We start from the raw sequence: 15,314 nt of genomic DNA on the forward strand, positions 1-15,314 counted from the left end.
GTCCCCGTCCGTTCGCCGTTGTACCGTCCGCCTATCCCTTGATGTTACACACCGGGAACGTGCGGGCGACCGTGTCGCCGATGCCCAGTTCGTCGCTGACGCGGACCACCTCGTCGACGTCCTTGTACACGCCGGGGGCCTCCTCGGCGACGGTCGCGCCCGACTGCGCTTTCACGTAGATCGCCTGCTCGCGCTCGAGGTCGTCCCGTACGTCGCCGCCCCAGAACTCCTGTTTCGCCTGCGTCCGGCTCATCAGCCGGCCGGCCCCGTGGGCCGTGGAGCCGAACGAGACCGACATCGACTCCGACCCGCCGCGGAGCACGTACGAGCCCGCGCCCATGCTTCCAGGGATGATCACGGGCTGGCCGACGGAGCGGTACGCCTCGGGGACCTCCTCGCGGCCCGCGGGGAACGCCCGCGTCGCCCCCTTGCGGTGGACGTACAGCTCGCGGTCGGCGCGATCGACCGCCTCCTCCGTGGTGGCGGGACGACCGTCGGGGCCGACGGGGACCTCGTGGGTCTCCTTCTTCCCGATGTTGTGGGCCACGTCGTACAGAAGCTCCATCCCGAGGTCGTCGATCGGGTCGGCGTCGAAGACGTCGCCGAACACCTCGCGGGCCCGGTGTGTGATCAGTTGGCGGTTCACCCACGCGAAGTTGATACACGCGCCCATCGCGCCGTAGTACTCCTCGGCCAGCTCGGATCCCGCGGGCGCGGCCGCGAGCTCCTTGTCCGGCAGCGACTCGAGGAGGTCGGCGTGGTCCCGCTCGATCCGTCGGAGGTAGTCGTTACACGTCTGGTGGCCGAGCCCGCGGCTCCCGCAGTGGATCAGGACGACGATCTGTCCCTCGGAAAGTCGGTACGCCTCGGCGACCTCCTCGCGGAAGACGTCCGTGACGCGCTGGACCTCGAGGAAGTGGTTGCCGGAGCCGAGCGAGCCCATCTGGTTGCGCCCCCGATCCGTGGCCTTCCGGGAGACGTACTCCGGTCTGGCGTCCGGTCGTCGCCCCTCGTCCTCGCAGTGCGTGAGGTCGCTCTCGATCCCGTATCCCTCCGAAACCGCCCACTCGACGCCCCGTTCGAGCGCGCCCTCGATCGCGTCGGCGTCGCCGTCGATCACGCCGCCGCCGCCGAGTCCCGACGGGATCGCCTCGAAGAGCGCGTCGACGAGCTCGGCCTCGCAGCCGCGGACGTCGTCGTAGGTCAGCGAGGTGCGGACCATCCTGACGCCGCAGTTAGAGACGACGAATCCGTTGGCGACGAAATTGTGCGCGTCGTGTGTGACACCGATGTCGAAGACGTCCATCTTCCCGCGCTCGGTTATCGACGTGACTTCGGACGAGATCGTGAGGTTGTTGCGAACCGTCGTCTGCTCGCGGAACTGCTCGAAATCGGGAAAGTCAGCGGGCGGTCGTGGCCGTCCTTTCCGTCCACCGTAGAGGCTGCGCTCGATGAACCGATCGTTTACCTGATCGAATCGGTCCTTGATCGCACGTGTCGCCATCCCACCGTCGGCGAGCGCACGTGCCTCCTCCGCGACACGAGCGCGCTCGTTGATGACCTGTTCTTTCCGCTTCAGGTACTGTGCGACGAGGAGGCCGCGTCGCTGTTTCTCGTGAGCGTACCGATAGCCGATTTGCGTAAAAAAGCGAATGAGGTTATCCGAATCAGTGCTGATACCGAACCGGAGACGTACCGTCTCACCGGCGGTGGTCTCGGTACGCTCCACCTCTTCGAGGGCGTTGGTACGGATCCCGAGCTCGTTCAGGTGACGCATGAGATCGCGCATGAACGTCTCACCGTCCACACGGTGGTCGGCGACGCGGTTGTGGGATACGCTGGGCGCATAGGAATTCTTCGGCGCAACCGTGTCAGGTCTACTCATCTCCGCACCGAAGAACGCGGAGAGGTAGAGCGCGCGCTGCCAGTCGGTGAGTCGATGGAGATAGTCCGGAACGGTGAATTCCGATTCGACTTTCCGTCCTTCGGGCGCACCGAGCCGTATCAAGAGCTGTTTGAACGCGTTCGATCCCGAGTTGATGCTGTACTCCGTTCGAGTGAATTCGTTGCCATCGATGTCGTGATCGCGTTCCCGATCGTAGATCTTCGATGGAGTCAGTCCGATGGCCTCGATGTCGTGCTGGATCGCCTCGAGATCCGCAGGATCGCCGTAGAAACACGTATGACTCCTGCTGAACGACCCGTCTCCCGTGTGGTACCCGACGAGCTTCAGCAGACGGTGGAACGCATCGTCCGTCGAGCGTAACGGGAGGAGATCACGCTCCTTTAGCACCCGGACGAGCTGTGGGTCCTCGTCGGCGAAGTCGTCCTCGTCGAGGACGACGAACTCCGGCGGTTCGTCGTCCGGGAACCCTTTGAATGGATGGAGGAATACGTCGTCCTCGGTCGCGAGATCGTCGACCTCGGTCATCCCGTTCGACGTCTGGAAAGGATGATCGCCGGTCGCAGTAACCGTATCTCCAGTTTCAGTCTCGATCTCGTACACCGTCCGGTCGTCGGTCATCGAGAACAGTTGAATGTCCGAGTCGAAGATACCGTCGGCTGCCGCGACTCGTGCGCGTTCATCCTCGAAACGACCGAACAGGTTCTCGATCCGCCGACGCCTCCCGTGCGACAGAAGTACCTCCGAATCGCCGGAAAGGCAGTTGATGTCGTACCCGATGGCTCCGGGCGAGATACAGCCGGTGCGGGCGTCGATCGCGCCGACGCCGCCGACCGGGAACCCGTACCCCTGGTGGCCGTCGGGCATACACAGCGCGGGCTCGACCATTCCGGGGAGATGCGTGGCGTTCTTCAGCTGGCGGAGCGTGTCGTCCTCGCCGATCTCCTCGAGGAGCGTCTCGCTGGCGAGCACCCGTGCCGGGACGTTCATCTCGCCCTCGCGCGGGATCTCCCAGACGTGCTCTCGAAGCTTCTCGAGGCGGATCCCGTCGAACTCGCGCGTAGTCATACGCGGAGGTTCGACGCCGGGGGGGAAGGGCGTTACGTGTGGTCGGCGCGCCGTCGGCTACCCGTCCGCGGGGTCGCTAGGGAGCCGCGCGGCGTCGTCGTCCGCGAGGGCGAGCCCGGCGAAGACGCGGCCCAACACCACCCCGTACAGCAGGTGGGCGACCGCGATGATCGCGCCGAACTCGAAGCCCGCGGTGACGCCGGGCAGCGGGAGGGTGGGGATCGGAAGCGATGTCGCGCCGGCGAGCGCGATCGAGGCGGGCAACAACAGCCCGCCGGTGAGAACGCCGAGCGCGGCCGAGTGAGCGACGCCGAGCGCGACGCACCCGCCGACGTCGTTCCGGAGGTCGTCGAAGAAGGGGCGGTCGAAGACGGCGGCGAACAGGACGCCGAACGCCGTGCTGTTGAGGAGGTGGACCGCCCAGCCGGCCGCGACGGTCTCGACGCCGACGAGCGCGCCGATCGTGGGCATCAAGCCCAGGACGCCGTGTAACACGAGGCCCATCGCGACCCCCGCGACGAGCCCGGCAGTCGCGCCCGCCCGCCACGCACGCCGCTCGTCGGGATCCGTATGTGACATACGGTAACAATAATCACGAAAGATCATAACGGTTTCGGTCGCTCGGCGGTTTCGCCCGCCTCAGACGTCGAAGACGACGTAGGCGTACCATCCGTCGTCGCGCCGTTCGAGCGTCATTTCCGAGTAAGTGACCGCCTTGATTTCCCTGGCGGCCACCGCGTCGAGCGGGACCGCGCGGGCGCTGGCCTCGACGATCCACTCGGGCGCGTCGGCGTCGGCGGGCGCGTCACCTTCGTCGTTCCCGCCGGGCGGAACCACCCGGCACTCGTGGTCCGCGGGCAGGACGAGACGCACGTCGCGCTCGTAGATCAGGCGGTCGAGGTAGTCGAAGAGCAGCGCCTCGCGGCCCTCGGCTGTCTCGCGGACGGTGAACCGCTCGCCGCCCTCCGCGGGGACCGACTCACAGCTCGCGGCCGTCAGCCCGTCCGCGACCGCCGCGAACAGCGCCGAGAGGGTCGATGCGGTCGCCTCGACGGCGACGTCCGCCGTGTGGTCGCGGAGTTCGTACGTCACGGTTCGTCGCTTCGGGTCGGGTCGGTTTCGGCGTTGTCATCGTCGTCGGCCGCGGAGTCGAGCCAGCCGTCCAGCCGGTCAGGGATCGGCGGATGCCGGAGCTCCTCGTCGGAGAACCCCCCGACGCCGTCCGCCGCTCCCTCGAGGGCGACCCCGCTCGTCACGAGCGCGCGGATCCCCTCTTCGACCGTCAGATCGATCTCGACGACCCGACTCTCGGGGACGAAGACGACGTGTCCGCCCATCACCGGGTTGGGAGCCATCGGCATGAAGAGGGTCCGCATCCCCTCGTCGGCGGTGGCGTCAGTCGGGGCGGCGACCGCGTCGGGCGTCTCGCTCGTGACGAACGCCAGCGTGTACGTGCCCTCGGTGGGGAACTCGACGAGCACGACCTCCCGGAAGTTCCCGCCGTCCGACTCCAGCATGGCGTCGCTCATCTGTCTGAACCCCTCGTAGACGGAGCCGATTCCGGGGACCTGCTCCATCGCGAGGTCGACGTAGTCGACGGCGAGCCCTCCATACCGCGTGGACTCGACGGCCAGACCGATGAGGAGGATCAGGGCGACGAAGACGACCGGCGTCGCGATCTCGATCAACGGCTCGCGTCCAACCCGTCCGACGACCGGCAGGACGAACTCCGGAGAGACGACCACGAGCGCCGAGGAGAACGCGTCGAGGTAGTCGTACACCGCGTTGAACGCGATCGTGAGCACCACGAGCGTGATGACGAGCGGGACGATCACCGCGACGCCCGTGAGGAACGCTCCCCTGAGTCGCCCGCGATCCGATATCGGTTCGCCGGCCATGGCGGAGACACGGCGGAGTCCGTCAAAACGCTTCGGTACGTTCGGTCAGTCGACCGAAACGGCGTGAGACTGGCGCGCGGCCGGTGGAGTTATATTCCACAGACGTGTTACGTCTTCCCAGTGAGCGTCAACGTGGAGCGACGGACGGATCCGCCCGGCGATTCCGAGCACGTCCGTGAGGCGTGGGAACTCAAAGAGCGGATCCACCGGGTCGACGGCGTACTCCGTCAGCGACGCGGCTTCTTCACCGACGCGTACCGTCGATCCACGACGCATCTCATACTGGAGGACGACGAGGTGGTCGCGTTCGCCTCGGTCCGACGGGACGGCTACGTGCTCTTTCTCGCCGTGGACCCGGACCACCGGGGACGCGGGCTGGCCGAGCGACTGATCGCCGACGTGGCCGACGAGTACCAGTCCGTCTCCTGTCACGCCCGGACCACGAACGAGCGGGCGCTCGGCTTCTACGAACACATCGGCTTCGAGGTGAAACGCCGGATCGACGGCTACTACGAGGACGGCGGGGACGCCTACTACCTCACGCTGGGGCCGAACAGCCTCCGCGAGCGGCTCTCGGAGTTCGTCCGCGGCTAGGGTTCCGGCGTAGATCACCCCTAAGCACCCGAACCGACACGCATTAGCACCCGCCGCGAGGAGACGCGGGCATGACCGATCCCACAGTCGAGGACCTCCTCGAGCGCGTCCGCGACGGCGACGTGCGGCTCCACGAACTGGACGACCACGTCGACGCCGACGCGGCCGCGACCGTCCGCCGCCGGCTGGTCGCCGACGAGTCCGGAGCCGACCTCGACGCGGTCGGCGAGTACGCCTTCGACGCGGCCGACGCCGACCCGAACATCGACAACATGATCGGCGGGGTCCAGGTCCCGCTCGGCGTCGCCGGACCGGTGGCCGTCGACGGCGGCGCGTTCGACGGCGACCGCTACCTCCCGATGGCGACCACCGAGGGGGCCTTGGTCGCCTCGGTCAACCGCGGCTGCTCCGCCATCGACGCGGCGGGGGGCGCGACCGCCCGCGTCACGAAGAGCGGGATGACCCGTGCGCCCGTCTTCCGCGTGGCCGACGTGGCCGAGGCGGAGGCGCTCGTCGAGTGGGTCCGCGACAACGAGCCGGCCCTGCGGGAGGCCGCCGAGTCGACGACGAGCCACGGCGAACTGCTCGGCGTCACCCCCTACGTCGTCGGCAACAACGTCTACCTCCGGTTCCGCTTCGACACGAAGGACGCGATGGGGATGAACATGGTCACCATCGCGACGGGCGAGGCCTGCGACGTCGTCGAGGCGGCGACCGACGCCGAGCTCGTCGCGCTCTCGGGGAACCTCTGTTCGGACAAGAAGCCCGCCGCGGTCAACGCGGTCGAGGGGCGGGGGCGGTCGGTGACCGCCGACGTCGAGATCCCCCGCGAGGTCGTCGAGGAGCGGCTCCACACGACGCCCGAGGCGATGGCCGAGATCAACACGCGCAAGAACCACGTCGGCTCCGCGAAGGCGGGCTCGCTCGGCTTCAACGCCCACGTCGCCAACGCGGTCGCCGCGATGTTCCTCGCGACCGGCCAGGACGCGGCGCAGGTCGTCGAGGGGTCGAACGCGATCACCACGGCGGAGGCGACCGCCGCCGGCGACCTCTACGTCTCGGTGTCGATCGCGAGCCTCGAGGTCGGCACGGTCGGGGGCGGGACGAAACTCCCGACGCAGGCGGCCGGCCTCGACGTGCTCGGCGTCCGCGGCGGCGGCGACCCCGCCGGCAGCAACGCCGACGCGCTCGCGGAGGCGATCGCGGTCGGCGCGCTCGCGGGCGAGCTCTCGCTTCTCGCCGCGCTCGGATCGCGACACCTGGCGTCGGCGCACGCGGACCTGGGACGGTAGTCGGGCGGTAGGGTCAGTCCGTTCAGTTCTTCAGCCCTCGTCGCCGCCCTCGATCGCCCGCGCCGCGGCCAGCACCTCCTCGTGGAGGTGCCCGTTGGAGGCGACGAGCCCGACCGAGTCGTGTCGCCAGCGGTTCCCCTCGAGATCCGTCACCCGTCCGCCGGCCTGCCGGATCATGAAGACGCCCGCGACGGAGTCCCAGGGGTTCGCCCGGAGGTTCGAGATCGTCCCCTCGAGTCCGCCCGCCGCGACCGTCGGGAGGACGACCTGTGCCGCGCCGAGCCGGCGCATGTCGCCGAAGCGGGTCACGATCGCCTCGCAGGCGTTCGCGTACTCCGCTCTGGAGTCGTAGTCCCACCAGAGCGTCGGGTCGACGGTCCCGCGTCGGGGATCCGTTACGTCGCTGACGGACAGCCGCGCGCCGTTTCGATACGCCCCGTCGGTGTCGGTGGTGTAGACGTCCTCGAGCGCGGGACAGACCGTGGCGGCCGCGACCGGCTCGCCGTCGACGACGGCCGCCACCGCGGTCCCCCACACCCGGATCCCGCGGACGAAGTTGTGCGTGCCGTCGATCGGATCGATCACCCAGGCGGCCCCCTCGTCGGGCACGCGCTTTCGGGCGTCCTCCTCCTCGCCGACGACCGCGTCGTTCGGGAACGACTCGCGGATCGTCTCGATGGCGGCGCGCTGGGCGGCCCGGTCGGCCTCGGTCACCACGTCGTCCTCGCCTTTCGCCTCCACGGCGACGTCGGTGCGGAAGGCGTCGCTCGCGACGCGGGCACCCGCTCGCGCGGCCCGTTCGGCGAGGGCCGCGCGCTCGTCTGCGTCGGTCATGCGCCCGAGTCCGGCTCCCGCACGCGTATAAACGTCGATCCGGCGACGGCAGCGGCGGCCGCGACAGTATTAACTCAGTTCCGAATCCGAGTATACTTAAGTACGTAGAGGGTGGATGAACGCGTATGAGACCCGAGGAAGCGGTCCGCCAGCTCGAGTACGCCATCGACGCCTCGCTCGACGAGATCGGCCAGCGCGCCGCCGCCGGCTACCGGCCGATGTTCGAGCGCGTCGCCGAGCGCGCCGACGGCGCGGCCGTCTACACGCTGGCCGGCGAGCTCGCGGACGCGGTCGACTGTGGCGACTGCCCGACCCCCGCCGAGGCGAACGAGACGGCCGAGCGCGTGCTCGCCGACCGCGCCTACACCGACGGCGGCGAGTAGCCGCCGAAGCCGTCCCGCGGCCACCCGTTTCTCCGATCGCCTCCCGTCCCGACTCTTCTCCGAGCCGGCGCTCCGCTCCGTTCTCGACTCGGGCCCCGGTCGCGTCTCCGCCCGGTCACCGTGGGGCGCGCCGCACCAGGAACAGCGTGGCGAGCACGATGGCGACGAGCACCGCGAGTCCGACGAAGTCCGCGGGGTCGAACGTGGCCGGCTCCGTTCGTTCCTCCTCCGACTCGTCCGAGGACCCGGCGTCGTCGGCGCTCGCGCCCCCGTCGGACGCTGACTCCTCGCCGTCGGATCCCGTCCCGCGGGTCGGATCCGGAGCGGAGCCGTCGTCCGGATCGGCGTCCGTCGAGCCGGGAGCCGACTCCCCCGGATCGGGCTCGGGCTCCCGCACGGCGAGCGAGGCGACCGTCGCGGAGCCGTCGAGCCGGTCGCCGTCGACGACGAGGTCGTACGCGCCCGGCTCGTCGAGGCGCACGGTCGCGTTCCGGGTGACCGTCTCGCCCGGCGGAACGTCCACCGAGAGGGGGCCGTCCGCGAGCGCGTCGACCGCCTCCCCGTCGGCGTCGACGGCCCGGACCGCGACCGCCTCGTCGCTGGCGGGGGCCGGCCCGCGGTTCGCGAGCGTCACCTCGAGGGTCGTCGCCTCGCCGGGCTCGACGCGGTCGGTCGGGACCGCGGCGTCGACCGCCTCGAGCGCCGGGCGCTGCGCCGCGAGCGCGAACGCGGAGAAGCCGTCGGACTCGATCGCGAGCCGGACCGTCTCGTCGGTCTCGTCGGTCACCCGCAGTTCCGTTCTCTCCCAGCCGTCGTCGGCGCTCCCGTTTTCGCCCTCGTCGCCGGCGTCATCGTCGTCGCCGTCGTCACCCCCGCCCTCGCGGTCGTCCCCGTCGGTCTCGTGGTAGGCGGCGAGGTTCGCGGGGTCGACGCCGGCCTCCCGGAGGCGGTCGCGGTCCACGACCACCTCCGCGGTCGCCGACGCGATCGGCTGGTCGGGCTCGGCGAAGGCGACCGCGTAGTAGCCGAGCGGGTCGACGCCCGGCCGGTCCACGGGGTCGGTCCCCTCGGGGGCCTCGCCGCTCCCGTCGACCGAGAACTCGACGTCGCCGCCGCGCTCCCGCACGAACGACAGGCGGTCGAGCCGGACCGCGGGGCCGCCGACGCGGAGGCCCTCCAGGTCGACCGCGGTCTCCTCCTCCGCCGCGACCGAGTACACCTCGACCTCGCGGGCGTCGGGCTCCGGCGAGTCGACGAGGGCGGTGGGGCCGGAGTCGTCGTCATCGTCGTCGTCGTCCTCATCTCCATCGTCGTCGTCGCCGTCCCCATTGCCTCCGTCACCCTCCTGCGTGATCGCCTCCGGCTCGGCGGGTCGCACGTGGACCGAGATCTCCTCGATGATCCGGTCGCCGGGCATCAGGTCGGCGACGCGGGTGTCGACCCGGACGCCGACCGGGACGCGCTCGTCCTCGGACGTCAGGAGTGCGGGATCCTCGCCGCTCTCGGCCGGCTGCCCCTCGATCACGAAGGTCACCGCCTGCGAGTCGTGTTCGATCCAGACCTCGGCGGGGTCGCTCCCGTTGTAGACGACGTAGAAGAGGTCGTCCTCGACCGTGAGCGCGTCGACGTTGACACCCCCGGAATCGAGGTTCGGGTTGTCCCCGGTGGCGTCGACGACGAGTTCGCCCTCCTCGTCGAGGTAGGTGTACGGGTTGTCGCCGGGCTGGAGGGCGACCTCGTCGTTGAGAGGATCGGTGGGGCCGTCGACGAAGGCGGCACCGGTGGAGAAGATCAGGGCGGTCGCTCCGAGGACGACGAGGACCAGCAGCGTCGTCGACCCGCGGGGCGACATTACAAAAAAGAACGCGCTACGGGTACCAAAGTAATCGGTCCTCGATGGAGCAACGAGGAATGCTCGCGGTGATTCGTAGCAAGTGCCGTCTCGAGATCCGTAGATCTCGCGTCGTCGGTGTGGTAGTTATGGCGACGATCGTCGGCACGATCGTCCGGACCGTGATCGTGTTCGTCGAGGAGTCAGTAATCGTCTCGGGGGCGGGACTTTGACGGCTACTGACGCCTCTGAGAACGAGTGAATTTCGAAGACGGGGTTCGATTAAAATAAAACGCGTCTGTTAGACGGCGGTCGCGGAGAGACTCAGGCTCCCCGAGATCTCGTCCGCCGTCGTGCCTTCCAGCGCGTTGACGATGAAGGACAATCCGATCGACTCACCGGTAGCCAGTTCCGTATCGAGCTGACCGGTTATCGGACTCGTCGCGATCCCCTCTCGTGTACCGTCTCCACCTTGGGAAGATTGGAGCTCGAAGGCGTACTCGGTCTTGCCGTCGATGTCGTCGTTCAGTTCGAAGTCGATCGTGACAGAGAGATCTTCCGCGGATTGGTTCACGACGGCGAGTGCGGATTCGAGGGAATCCTGGCCGTCACTCATATCGGCAGGATCGTCGTCCGTGACCACGGAGAACGTGTCTCCCGTGATATCCTCTACGTCGTCGTCACTGACGAACGCCCCGAACTGATAGACTGAACTAACGTTCACGCCGGGGTCGTCGTCACCGATCGAGATCGTGAGCTCGCCGCCTTCGGTCATTCGAACGCCCGAAATCGCTTCGTTCGCGACCAATCCGATCAGCCCGTCACTGTCGTCGACGACTTCGATCTGCGCCTGCCGGGAGACCTCCGCGGCGCTGAACGCGCCGGTGCCGGAAGCGAACGCTCCCGTTCCGACCAGCGCTCCCAGCCCGACTACCACGTCACGTCGGTTCATGATTGAATCCCTGTGGTGGAGTTACTAATCCTGATCAGCGGTGCTGAAGTCGTCGTGACTCCCCGCGCGAACAACAATATTACCACCCAGATCGTCGCCCGTATCCGCGTCGTCGACGACGACGAGGAGGCTGACCTTGACGTCTTTCCCCGAATCGACGTCCGTCGAGTATTCGGTGTCGTCGGAGTAGATGATACTCGCCTCCCGGTCATCGGGCGTCGCCGACGCGATAAGCGAACTCGTCTGCTCCGAGTCACCGCTCCCCTCCGCGTACTGAGAGACCATGTACACTTCAGCTTCCGACGGGAAGTCCGAGTTGGCCTCGTACTCCACTTCGATCGCTTGGTCCGACCCGGACTGGTTCATCAGTCTGAACGCGAAGTAGTCCTCGATATCGCTGTCCGTGTCGATCGCGACGTCCTCGACGGTGGTGTCCAGCGTCGGGTTTCCGGGGACTTCGTCGAGATTTCCGATTCCCCCGAGTCCGCCGACTTGGTACTTCGAGTTCGTATTGACGCCCGTTCCGTCCGCGTCGTCGGGGTCGAAATCGATGACGAGCTCGCCGCCGTCATTCGAGACGAGTTCGGTTTCGCCTGCTTCGAGACCGATCAGCCCGTTCGTGTCATCCACGACCTCGATGTTCGCTTCCCGACCATCGAGTTCCGCGGCGGTGAACGCCCCGGTACCCATCGCGGCCGCGCTTCCTGAAGCCAATGCACCCAGTCCGATCACGAATTTGCGACGTTCCATGTCGTATCTCACCTGTGTTCACACACCCCCGCGCCCGGACGGCCGGGCCGGAAGTGTTGGCTATCCCATGCGGGGGGAGGTACTTCGTTATGAGATCCTCGACATGTTCCCGAGACGGCCTCGTCGGATCTCAGGGGGCGGCTCGATGCGACACGAGCGCCCCTCGTCGCCGCCGACGATCCGAGCCTGAACGGTTCAGACCCTCCTCTCGGACCTCACAGGCCGGTTCTCGATCGAATCGGGCACGTCCTGAAGATCCGTAAGGGGTCGTTATACACGGACGTATGTTCTCCCGGAAACCGACGAGGGATCCCTTCTCCTCTCAAGTCAACCGTATTAACAGATTAAGTATCCAACTGCTTTATGTCATTACCTCGCACACAAAACAAGCGAAACCTGCCGGATACCGGACGGGGGAGCGCCGGTCGCCGGTCACGGAGGGTCCCGAACACATGCTATCCGCCATCGCGACACGAGGGGAATGGAATTCGGACGGGGGTGAACTGTCTCAAGACGAAGTATTCGACGTGCTCTCGAACCGACGCCGACGGTTCGTCATCCACGCGCTCAAGCGCAGCGAGGACCCGATCGAGGTGTCGGAACTCTCCACGCACGTCACCGCGTGGGAGCTCGACGTCGACCCGGAGGAGGTCGAGTACGAGGACCGGCGCAACGTGTACAGCACGCTCCAGCGCACCCACCTGCCGAAACTGGAGGAGAAGGACATCGTCACCGTCGACGACGAGAACCTCGTCAGGGCCACGCCCGCCCTGCGAAACCTCGACATCTACGTCGAAGTCCTCGGAAGCAGGGAGATCCCGTGGAGCCTCTACTACGTCGGGCTCGCGGGCGTCGCCGCCGCGCTGCTGCTCGCGGTCGCGACCGGCACGCCGGGGTTCGCCGCGTTCACGCCGCTCGACGTCGGGGTGTTCACCGCCACCGCCTTCGGCGTCTCGTCGGTCGTCCACCACGTCGTCGGCCGCCGCGCCCGCCTCGGCAACACGGAGAAGCCGCCCGAACTCCGGAAGGTCGAGTGACTCGCCCCACGAATGAGCACCACCACCCGAACGCCGCCGGCCCGCGTGAGCGCGCTGCGTACCCTGAGCATCGTGCTCGCGTTCGCGGCGGCGGTCGGGCTGGTGTTCGGCACCGCCGGCTTCTCGGCGATGGAGGCCGACCGCGGGCTCGCCGTCAACGTGACCGACGACGAGAGCGCGTACCTCGGCTACGAGATGACCGCCGAGACCGAAACGGCCAACAACTCCACTACCGCCACCGCCGAGGCGGCGTACCACAATCAGTTCAGCGGCGAACTCACGCTCGACGTCACGGTCGAGGTCGACGGACAGGATCGTGAGAACGCGAGCGTCACGCTCACGCAGGGAGAGGCAGAACGGATCGGGGTCACGGAGTCCTGTTCGTCCGGCGAGACGGTCCATTTCACGTTCGTGGCGACCGGAAACGGCTCGGGGGTCAACGTCTCGCTGGAACGCGCCCACTCCGTGACCTGTTAGTACTGAACGATTCCGTGAACTCGCCCGCTGTGAACGACACCGCATCCGTCGACGCGAGCGGATCCACGGTCACGGCGTGAGGCTCGTCGCTTCTCGAACCGCTCTCGTCTCCGAATCCGCCGGCGGCGACTATCCTCCTCCGACACTCAGAGTTCGATCCGCGCCCCCAACGCCGGCGCGCTCGCGTCGAACCCCTCCTCCCGCAGGTCCTCGGAGAACGCTACACACCGGTCGCCGTGGTTCACGAGCACCCGCGCGTCGCGATAGTCGTCCAGAAACGACTCCAATCCCTCGCGGTCCGCGTGCGCGGAGAAGTCGAAGGAGTCCACCCGCGCGCTCACCGGGCGGACCCGCCCGTTCAGCTCCATCCGGCCGCGCTCCTGTAGCTCCCGGCCGGGCGTCCCCTCGACCTGGTAGCCCGTCAGCGTCACCGCGTTCGTCGGGTTCGTCCGGATCGCCGGGAGGTACGAGCGGACCGGCCCGCCGGCGAGCATCCCGCTCGTGGTGATCACGAGGGCGTTGTCGGCGGCGATCCGCTCACGCTGGCCGTCCCGCCCCGTCACGAACCGCGCCGCCCCCTTCGCCCGCCGGAGCGCCTCGGGATCGCGGAGGAACTCCGGGTGCCGCCGGAGCAGCCGCGTCACCTCCGTGCCCATCCCGTCGACGTACGGCGTCAGGTCGTTCGCGGCGGCGACGAGCATGAGCTCCTGGGTCCGGCCGATCGCGAACGCGGGCGCGACGACGGTGCCCCCCTCCCAGATCGTCGTCCGCACGCGGTCCGCCCAGCGCGCCTCGACCGCGGCGCGCTCCTCGTGGCTCACGTCGGCGTAGGTCGACTCGCAGATCACGATATCGGCGTCGGGTCGCGCCGTCGTCCCCGACACCAGCCGCTGGTCGTCGGTGTGGAAGTCGCCGGTGTACAGAAGCCGGGTGTCGCCGTCGTCGACGAGCACGTGCGCCGATCCGGGGACGTGACCCGCGTTGCGAAGCGTCACTTCGTATCCGCCGCCGTCGACCCCGCCCGCGACCGGGAACGACTCGCCGTAGCCGTGGCGCACCTCCGCCTCGCCGAGGCGGGCGACGTGCTCCTCGGAGAACGGACACAGCGGACTGTTCCCGTGGAGCTTCAGCGTGTCGCGCGCGAGGACCCGCGCGAGGTCGGCGGTCGGCGGCGTCCAGTGGATCGGCGGCCGCCGGTCGCCCTTCAGAAGCGCCGGCACCGCGCCGACGTGGTCGAGGTGGCCGTGCGAGACCACGACCGCGTCGGGCTCGGGGTCGCGGACCGGGTACCGCGGCGGGTCGGCCGTCAACAGACCGTAGTCGAGAAGCAGCGAGCCGTCGACGAGGACCGCGCTCCGGCCGACCTCGCGGGCCCCGCCGAGGAACTCGACGTCCATGGCCACCGTAGCCCGCGACCGGCTTAGTGTCCGTCGGTCCCGTCGCCGCGATCTCGGACGGAGAGCCGGCGGACCACCGGCAGGGGGCCGACGAGCCACACCCACGCCGCGAGCATGAGCGCGCCCGACAGCTCCGGCAGCGCGAGCCCCGTCACCGGCCAGACCCCCGCGAGGAACGTCGCCCAGACGGCGACGTGGACCGGGACGAACGAGAGCGCGGTCCGGCCGGTTCGGCCGTCCCGCCGCGTCACCCCGTCGATCCCGAAGACGACCGTGACGAGCAGGTAGAACCCGACCGCCGCGGGCGCATGGAGCGGGTGCGTGAGGTCGAAGACGCCGACGCCGGCCATCGCGACCATCGCGAACGCGAAGACGATCGCCCGAAGTCGGCCCACGGCGCTCGACGCGCTCTCCCGCCCGCGGACCCACAGCCCGGCGGCGTAGCCGAGTCCAGCGAGCCCGCCGAGGATCAGCCCGCCGTTGAAGGCCGGGGCACTCCGGTCGCGGACGCCCAGGTCCGAGAGCGCGTCCGCCGTCCACGAGAACGTCGGATCGAGGAGGACCGCGAGGAGGATCCCGCCGAGCGCGGCGAGCGTCGCGACCGCGCCGAGGAGGCGCGCGGCGGTCGGGGACGGGCCCTCGACCGACTCGCCCGTCCGCCGATCGTCGTCCATGGTCGAACTCCGGTCGACGGCATGTTAAAACTCGGTGCGGGGACGCGCGCGGTGTTAAGTTAAGAAAGAGGCGGTCGGTAGTTCGAATGTCCATGTTCGAATCCAACCGCCTCAGCGAGTCTACCGAGTGGATCGACTTGGAATTTGTGGAGCGAGAGCGGACACCCCGCGAGATCATTGAAAAGGGTATTCGCCACCATCTTGCCGGTCTATCACTTTCGAAT

At 68.4% G+C, this 15,314-nt stretch carries 15 protein-coding genes and 1 pseudogene; 6 read left to right on the top strand and 10 right to left on the bottom strand.

Annotated elements, in window-relative coordinates; translation table 11 throughout:
* Window positions 1–31: 31 nt before the first annotated feature.
* From NO889_RS12065 to NO889_RS12080, 4 genes are read right to left on the bottom strand one after another with little or no spacing between them, the layout of a single operon-like run.
* Window positions 32–2,971 carry an RtcB family protein gene (locus NO889_RS12065; protein WP_256412496.1) on the bottom strand — a complete coding sequence of 980 codons (2,940 nt, stop codon included), beginning with the start codon at window positions 2,969–2,971 and terminating at the stop codon, window positions 32–34.
* A gap of 57 nt (window positions 2,972–3,028) precedes the next feature.
* Window positions 3,029–3,550: a hypothetical protein gene (locus NO889_RS12070; RefSeq protein ID WP_256412497.1), complete on the bottom strand. Its 522-nt coding sequence runs from the start codon at window positions 3,548–3,550 to the stop codon at window positions 3,029–3,031.
* Between the two features lie 60 nt (window positions 3,551–3,610).
* Entirely contained in the window at window positions 3,611–4,063 is a 453-nt protein-coding gene (locus tag NO889_RS12075; RefSeq protein WP_256412498.1) for an archease, read from the bottom strand.
* On the bottom strand, window positions 4,060–4,869 hold the full coding sequence (locus tag NO889_RS12080) for a DUF502 domain-containing protein (protein ID WP_256412499.1): 810 nt from the start codon (window positions 4,867–4,869) through the stop codon (window positions 4,060–4,062). Before NO889_RS12080 ends, NO889_RS12075 begins: the two co-directional genes overlap by 4 nt.
* Before the next feature lie 120 nt (window positions 4,870–4,989).
* Here NO889_RS12080 and NO889_RS12085 point away from each other — a divergent pair, with 120 nt between their 5' ends.
* Together NO889_RS12085 and hmgA are read left to right on the top strand one after the other, a co-directional pair.
* On the top strand, window positions 4,990–5,463 hold the full coding sequence (locus tag NO889_RS12085) for a GNAT family N-acetyltransferase (protein WP_256412500.1): 474 nt from the start codon (window positions 4,990–4,992) through the stop codon (window positions 5,461–5,463).
* Between the two features lie 71 nt (window positions 5,464–5,534).
* A complete protein-coding gene (gene hmgA, locus NO889_RS12090; protein ID WP_256412501.1) occupies window positions 5,535–6,755 on the top strand; it encodes a hydroxymethylglutaryl-CoA reductase (NADPH) in 1,221 nt (406 codons plus the stop codon).
* Window positions 6,756–6,785: 30 nt separating this feature from the next.
* Here the strand turns inward: hmgA and NO889_RS12095 are convergent, their stop codons facing one another.
* Complete coding sequence (locus tag NO889_RS12095; RefSeq protein WP_256412502.1) at window positions 6,786–7,589, bottom strand: inositol monophosphatase family protein; 804 nt, start codon at window positions 7,587–7,589, stop codon at window positions 6,786–6,788.
* A gap of 125 nt (window positions 7,590–7,714) precedes the next feature.
* On the opposite strand from NO889_RS12095, the gene NO889_RS12100 reads away from it, so the two are divergent.
* Window positions 7,715–7,972 (top strand): hypothetical protein, encoded by a 258-nt coding sequence (locus NO889_RS12100; RefSeq protein WP_256412503.1) that lies wholly within the window; start codon window positions 7,715–7,717, stop codon window positions 7,970–7,972.
* Window positions 7,973–8,087: 115 nt separating this feature from the next.
* On the opposite strand, the gene NO889_RS12105 is transcribed toward NO889_RS12100, so the two are convergent.
* The 3 genes from NO889_RS12105 to NO889_RS12115 form a co-directional block, all read right to left on the bottom strand.
* Entirely contained in the window at window positions 8,088–9,824 is a 1,737-nt protein-coding gene (locus NO889_RS12105; RefSeq protein ID WP_256412504.1) for a hypothetical protein, read from the bottom strand.
* A gap of 280 nt (window positions 9,825–10,104) precedes the next feature.
* Window positions 10,105–10,755 (bottom strand): hypothetical protein, encoded by a 651-nt coding sequence (locus NO889_RS12110; protein ID WP_256412505.1) that lies wholly within the window; start codon window positions 10,753–10,755, stop codon window positions 10,105–10,107.
* Between the two features lie 24 nt (window positions 10,756–10,779).
* Entirely contained in the window at window positions 10,780–11,505 is a 726-nt protein-coding gene (locus tag NO889_RS12115; protein ID WP_256412506.1) for a hypothetical protein, read from the bottom strand.
* A gap of 452 nt (window positions 11,506–11,957) precedes the next feature.
* Here NO889_RS12115 and NO889_RS12120 point away from each other — a divergent pair, with 452 nt between their 5' ends.
* Both NO889_RS12120 and NO889_RS12125 read left to right on the top strand, forming a co-directional pair.
* Window positions 11,958–12,542 carry a helix-turn-helix domain-containing protein gene (locus NO889_RS12120; RefSeq protein ID WP_256412507.1) on the top strand — a complete coding sequence of 195 codons (585 nt, stop codon included), beginning with the start codon at window positions 11,958–11,960 and terminating at the stop codon, window positions 12,540–12,542.
* A 12-nt stretch (window positions 12,543–12,554) separates the two neighbouring features.
* Complete coding sequence (locus NO889_RS12125) at window positions 12,555–13,019, top strand: hypothetical protein (protein ID WP_256412508.1); 465 nt, start codon at window positions 12,555–12,557, stop codon at window positions 13,017–13,019.
* Window positions 13,020–13,165: 146 nt separating this feature from the next.
* On the opposite strand, the gene NO889_RS12130 is transcribed toward NO889_RS12125, so the two are convergent.
* Both NO889_RS12130 and NO889_RS12135 read right to left on the bottom strand, forming a co-directional pair.
* Window positions 13,166–14,416 (bottom strand): MBL fold metallo-hydrolase, encoded by a 1,251-nt coding sequence (locus NO889_RS12130; protein WP_256412509.1) that lies wholly within the window; start codon window positions 14,414–14,416, stop codon window positions 13,166–13,168.
* A 23-nt stretch (window positions 14,417–14,439) separates the two neighbouring features.
* Entirely contained in the window at window positions 14,440–15,090 is a 651-nt protein-coding gene (locus NO889_RS12135) for a DUF998 domain-containing protein (RefSeq protein ID WP_256412510.1), read from the bottom strand.
* A 92-nt stretch (window positions 15,091–15,182) separates the two neighbouring features.
* Between NO889_RS12135 and NO889_RS12140 the strand changes: the two are divergent.
* Window positions 15,183–15,314, top strand: a pseudogene (locus NO889_RS12140) (IS6 family transposase); the annotation flags it as partial.

This window comes from Halorubrum rubrum (assembly GCF_024494685.1).
Taxonomy (GTDB): Archaea; Halobacteriota; Halobacteria; order Halobacteriales; family Haloferacaceae; genus Halorubrum; species Halorubrum rubrum.

Coding starts and splice junctions, on each gene's coding strand:
- NO889_RS12065 (WP_256412496.1), bottom strand. CDS start 2,971: ATGACTACGCGCGAGTTCGACGGGATCCGCCTCGAGAAGCTTCGAGAG.
- NO889_RS12070 (WP_256412497.1), bottom strand. CDS start 3,550: ATGTCACATACGGATCCCGACGAGCGGCGTGCGTGGCGGGCGGGCGCG.
- NO889_RS12080 (WP_256412499.1), bottom strand. CDS start 4,869: ATGGCCGGCGAACCGATATCGGATCGCGGGCGACTCAGGGGAGCGTTC.
- hmgA (WP_256412501.1), top strand. CDS start 5,535: ATGACCGATCCCACAGTCGAGGACCTCCTCGAGCGCGTCCGCGACGGC.
- NO889_RS12095 (WP_256412502.1), bottom strand. CDS start 7,589: ATGACCGACGCAGACGAGCGCGCGGCCCTCGCCGAACGGGCCGCGCGA.
- NO889_RS12100 (WP_256412503.1), top strand. CDS start 7,715: ATGAGACCCGAGGAAGCGGTCCGCCAGCTCGAGTACGCCATCGACGCC.
- NO889_RS12105 (WP_256412504.1), bottom strand. CDS start 9,824: ATGTCGCCCCGCGGGTCGACGACGCTGCTGGTCCTCGTCGTCCTCGGA.
- NO889_RS12110 (WP_256412505.1), bottom strand. CDS start 10,755: ATGAACCGACGTGACGTGGTAGTCGGGCTGGGAGCGCTGGTCGGAACG.
- NO889_RS12115 (WP_256412506.1), bottom strand. CDS start 11,505: ATGGAACGTCGCAAATTCGTGATCGGACTGGGTGCATTGGCTTCAGGA.
- NO889_RS12120 (WP_256412507.1), top strand. CDS start 11,958: ATGCTATCCGCCATCGCGACACGAGGGGAATGGAATTCGGACGGGGGT.
- NO889_RS12125 (WP_256412508.1), top strand. CDS start 12,555: ATGAGCACCACCACCCGAACGCCGCCGGCCCGCGTGAGCGCGCTGCGT.
- NO889_RS12130 (WP_256412509.1), bottom strand. CDS start 14,416: ATGGACGTCGAGTTCCTCGGCGGGGCCCGCGAGGTCGGCCGGAGCGCG.
- NO889_RS12135 (WP_256412510.1), bottom strand. CDS start 15,090: ATGGACGACGATCGGCGGACGGGCGAGTCGGTCGAGGGCCCGTCCCCG.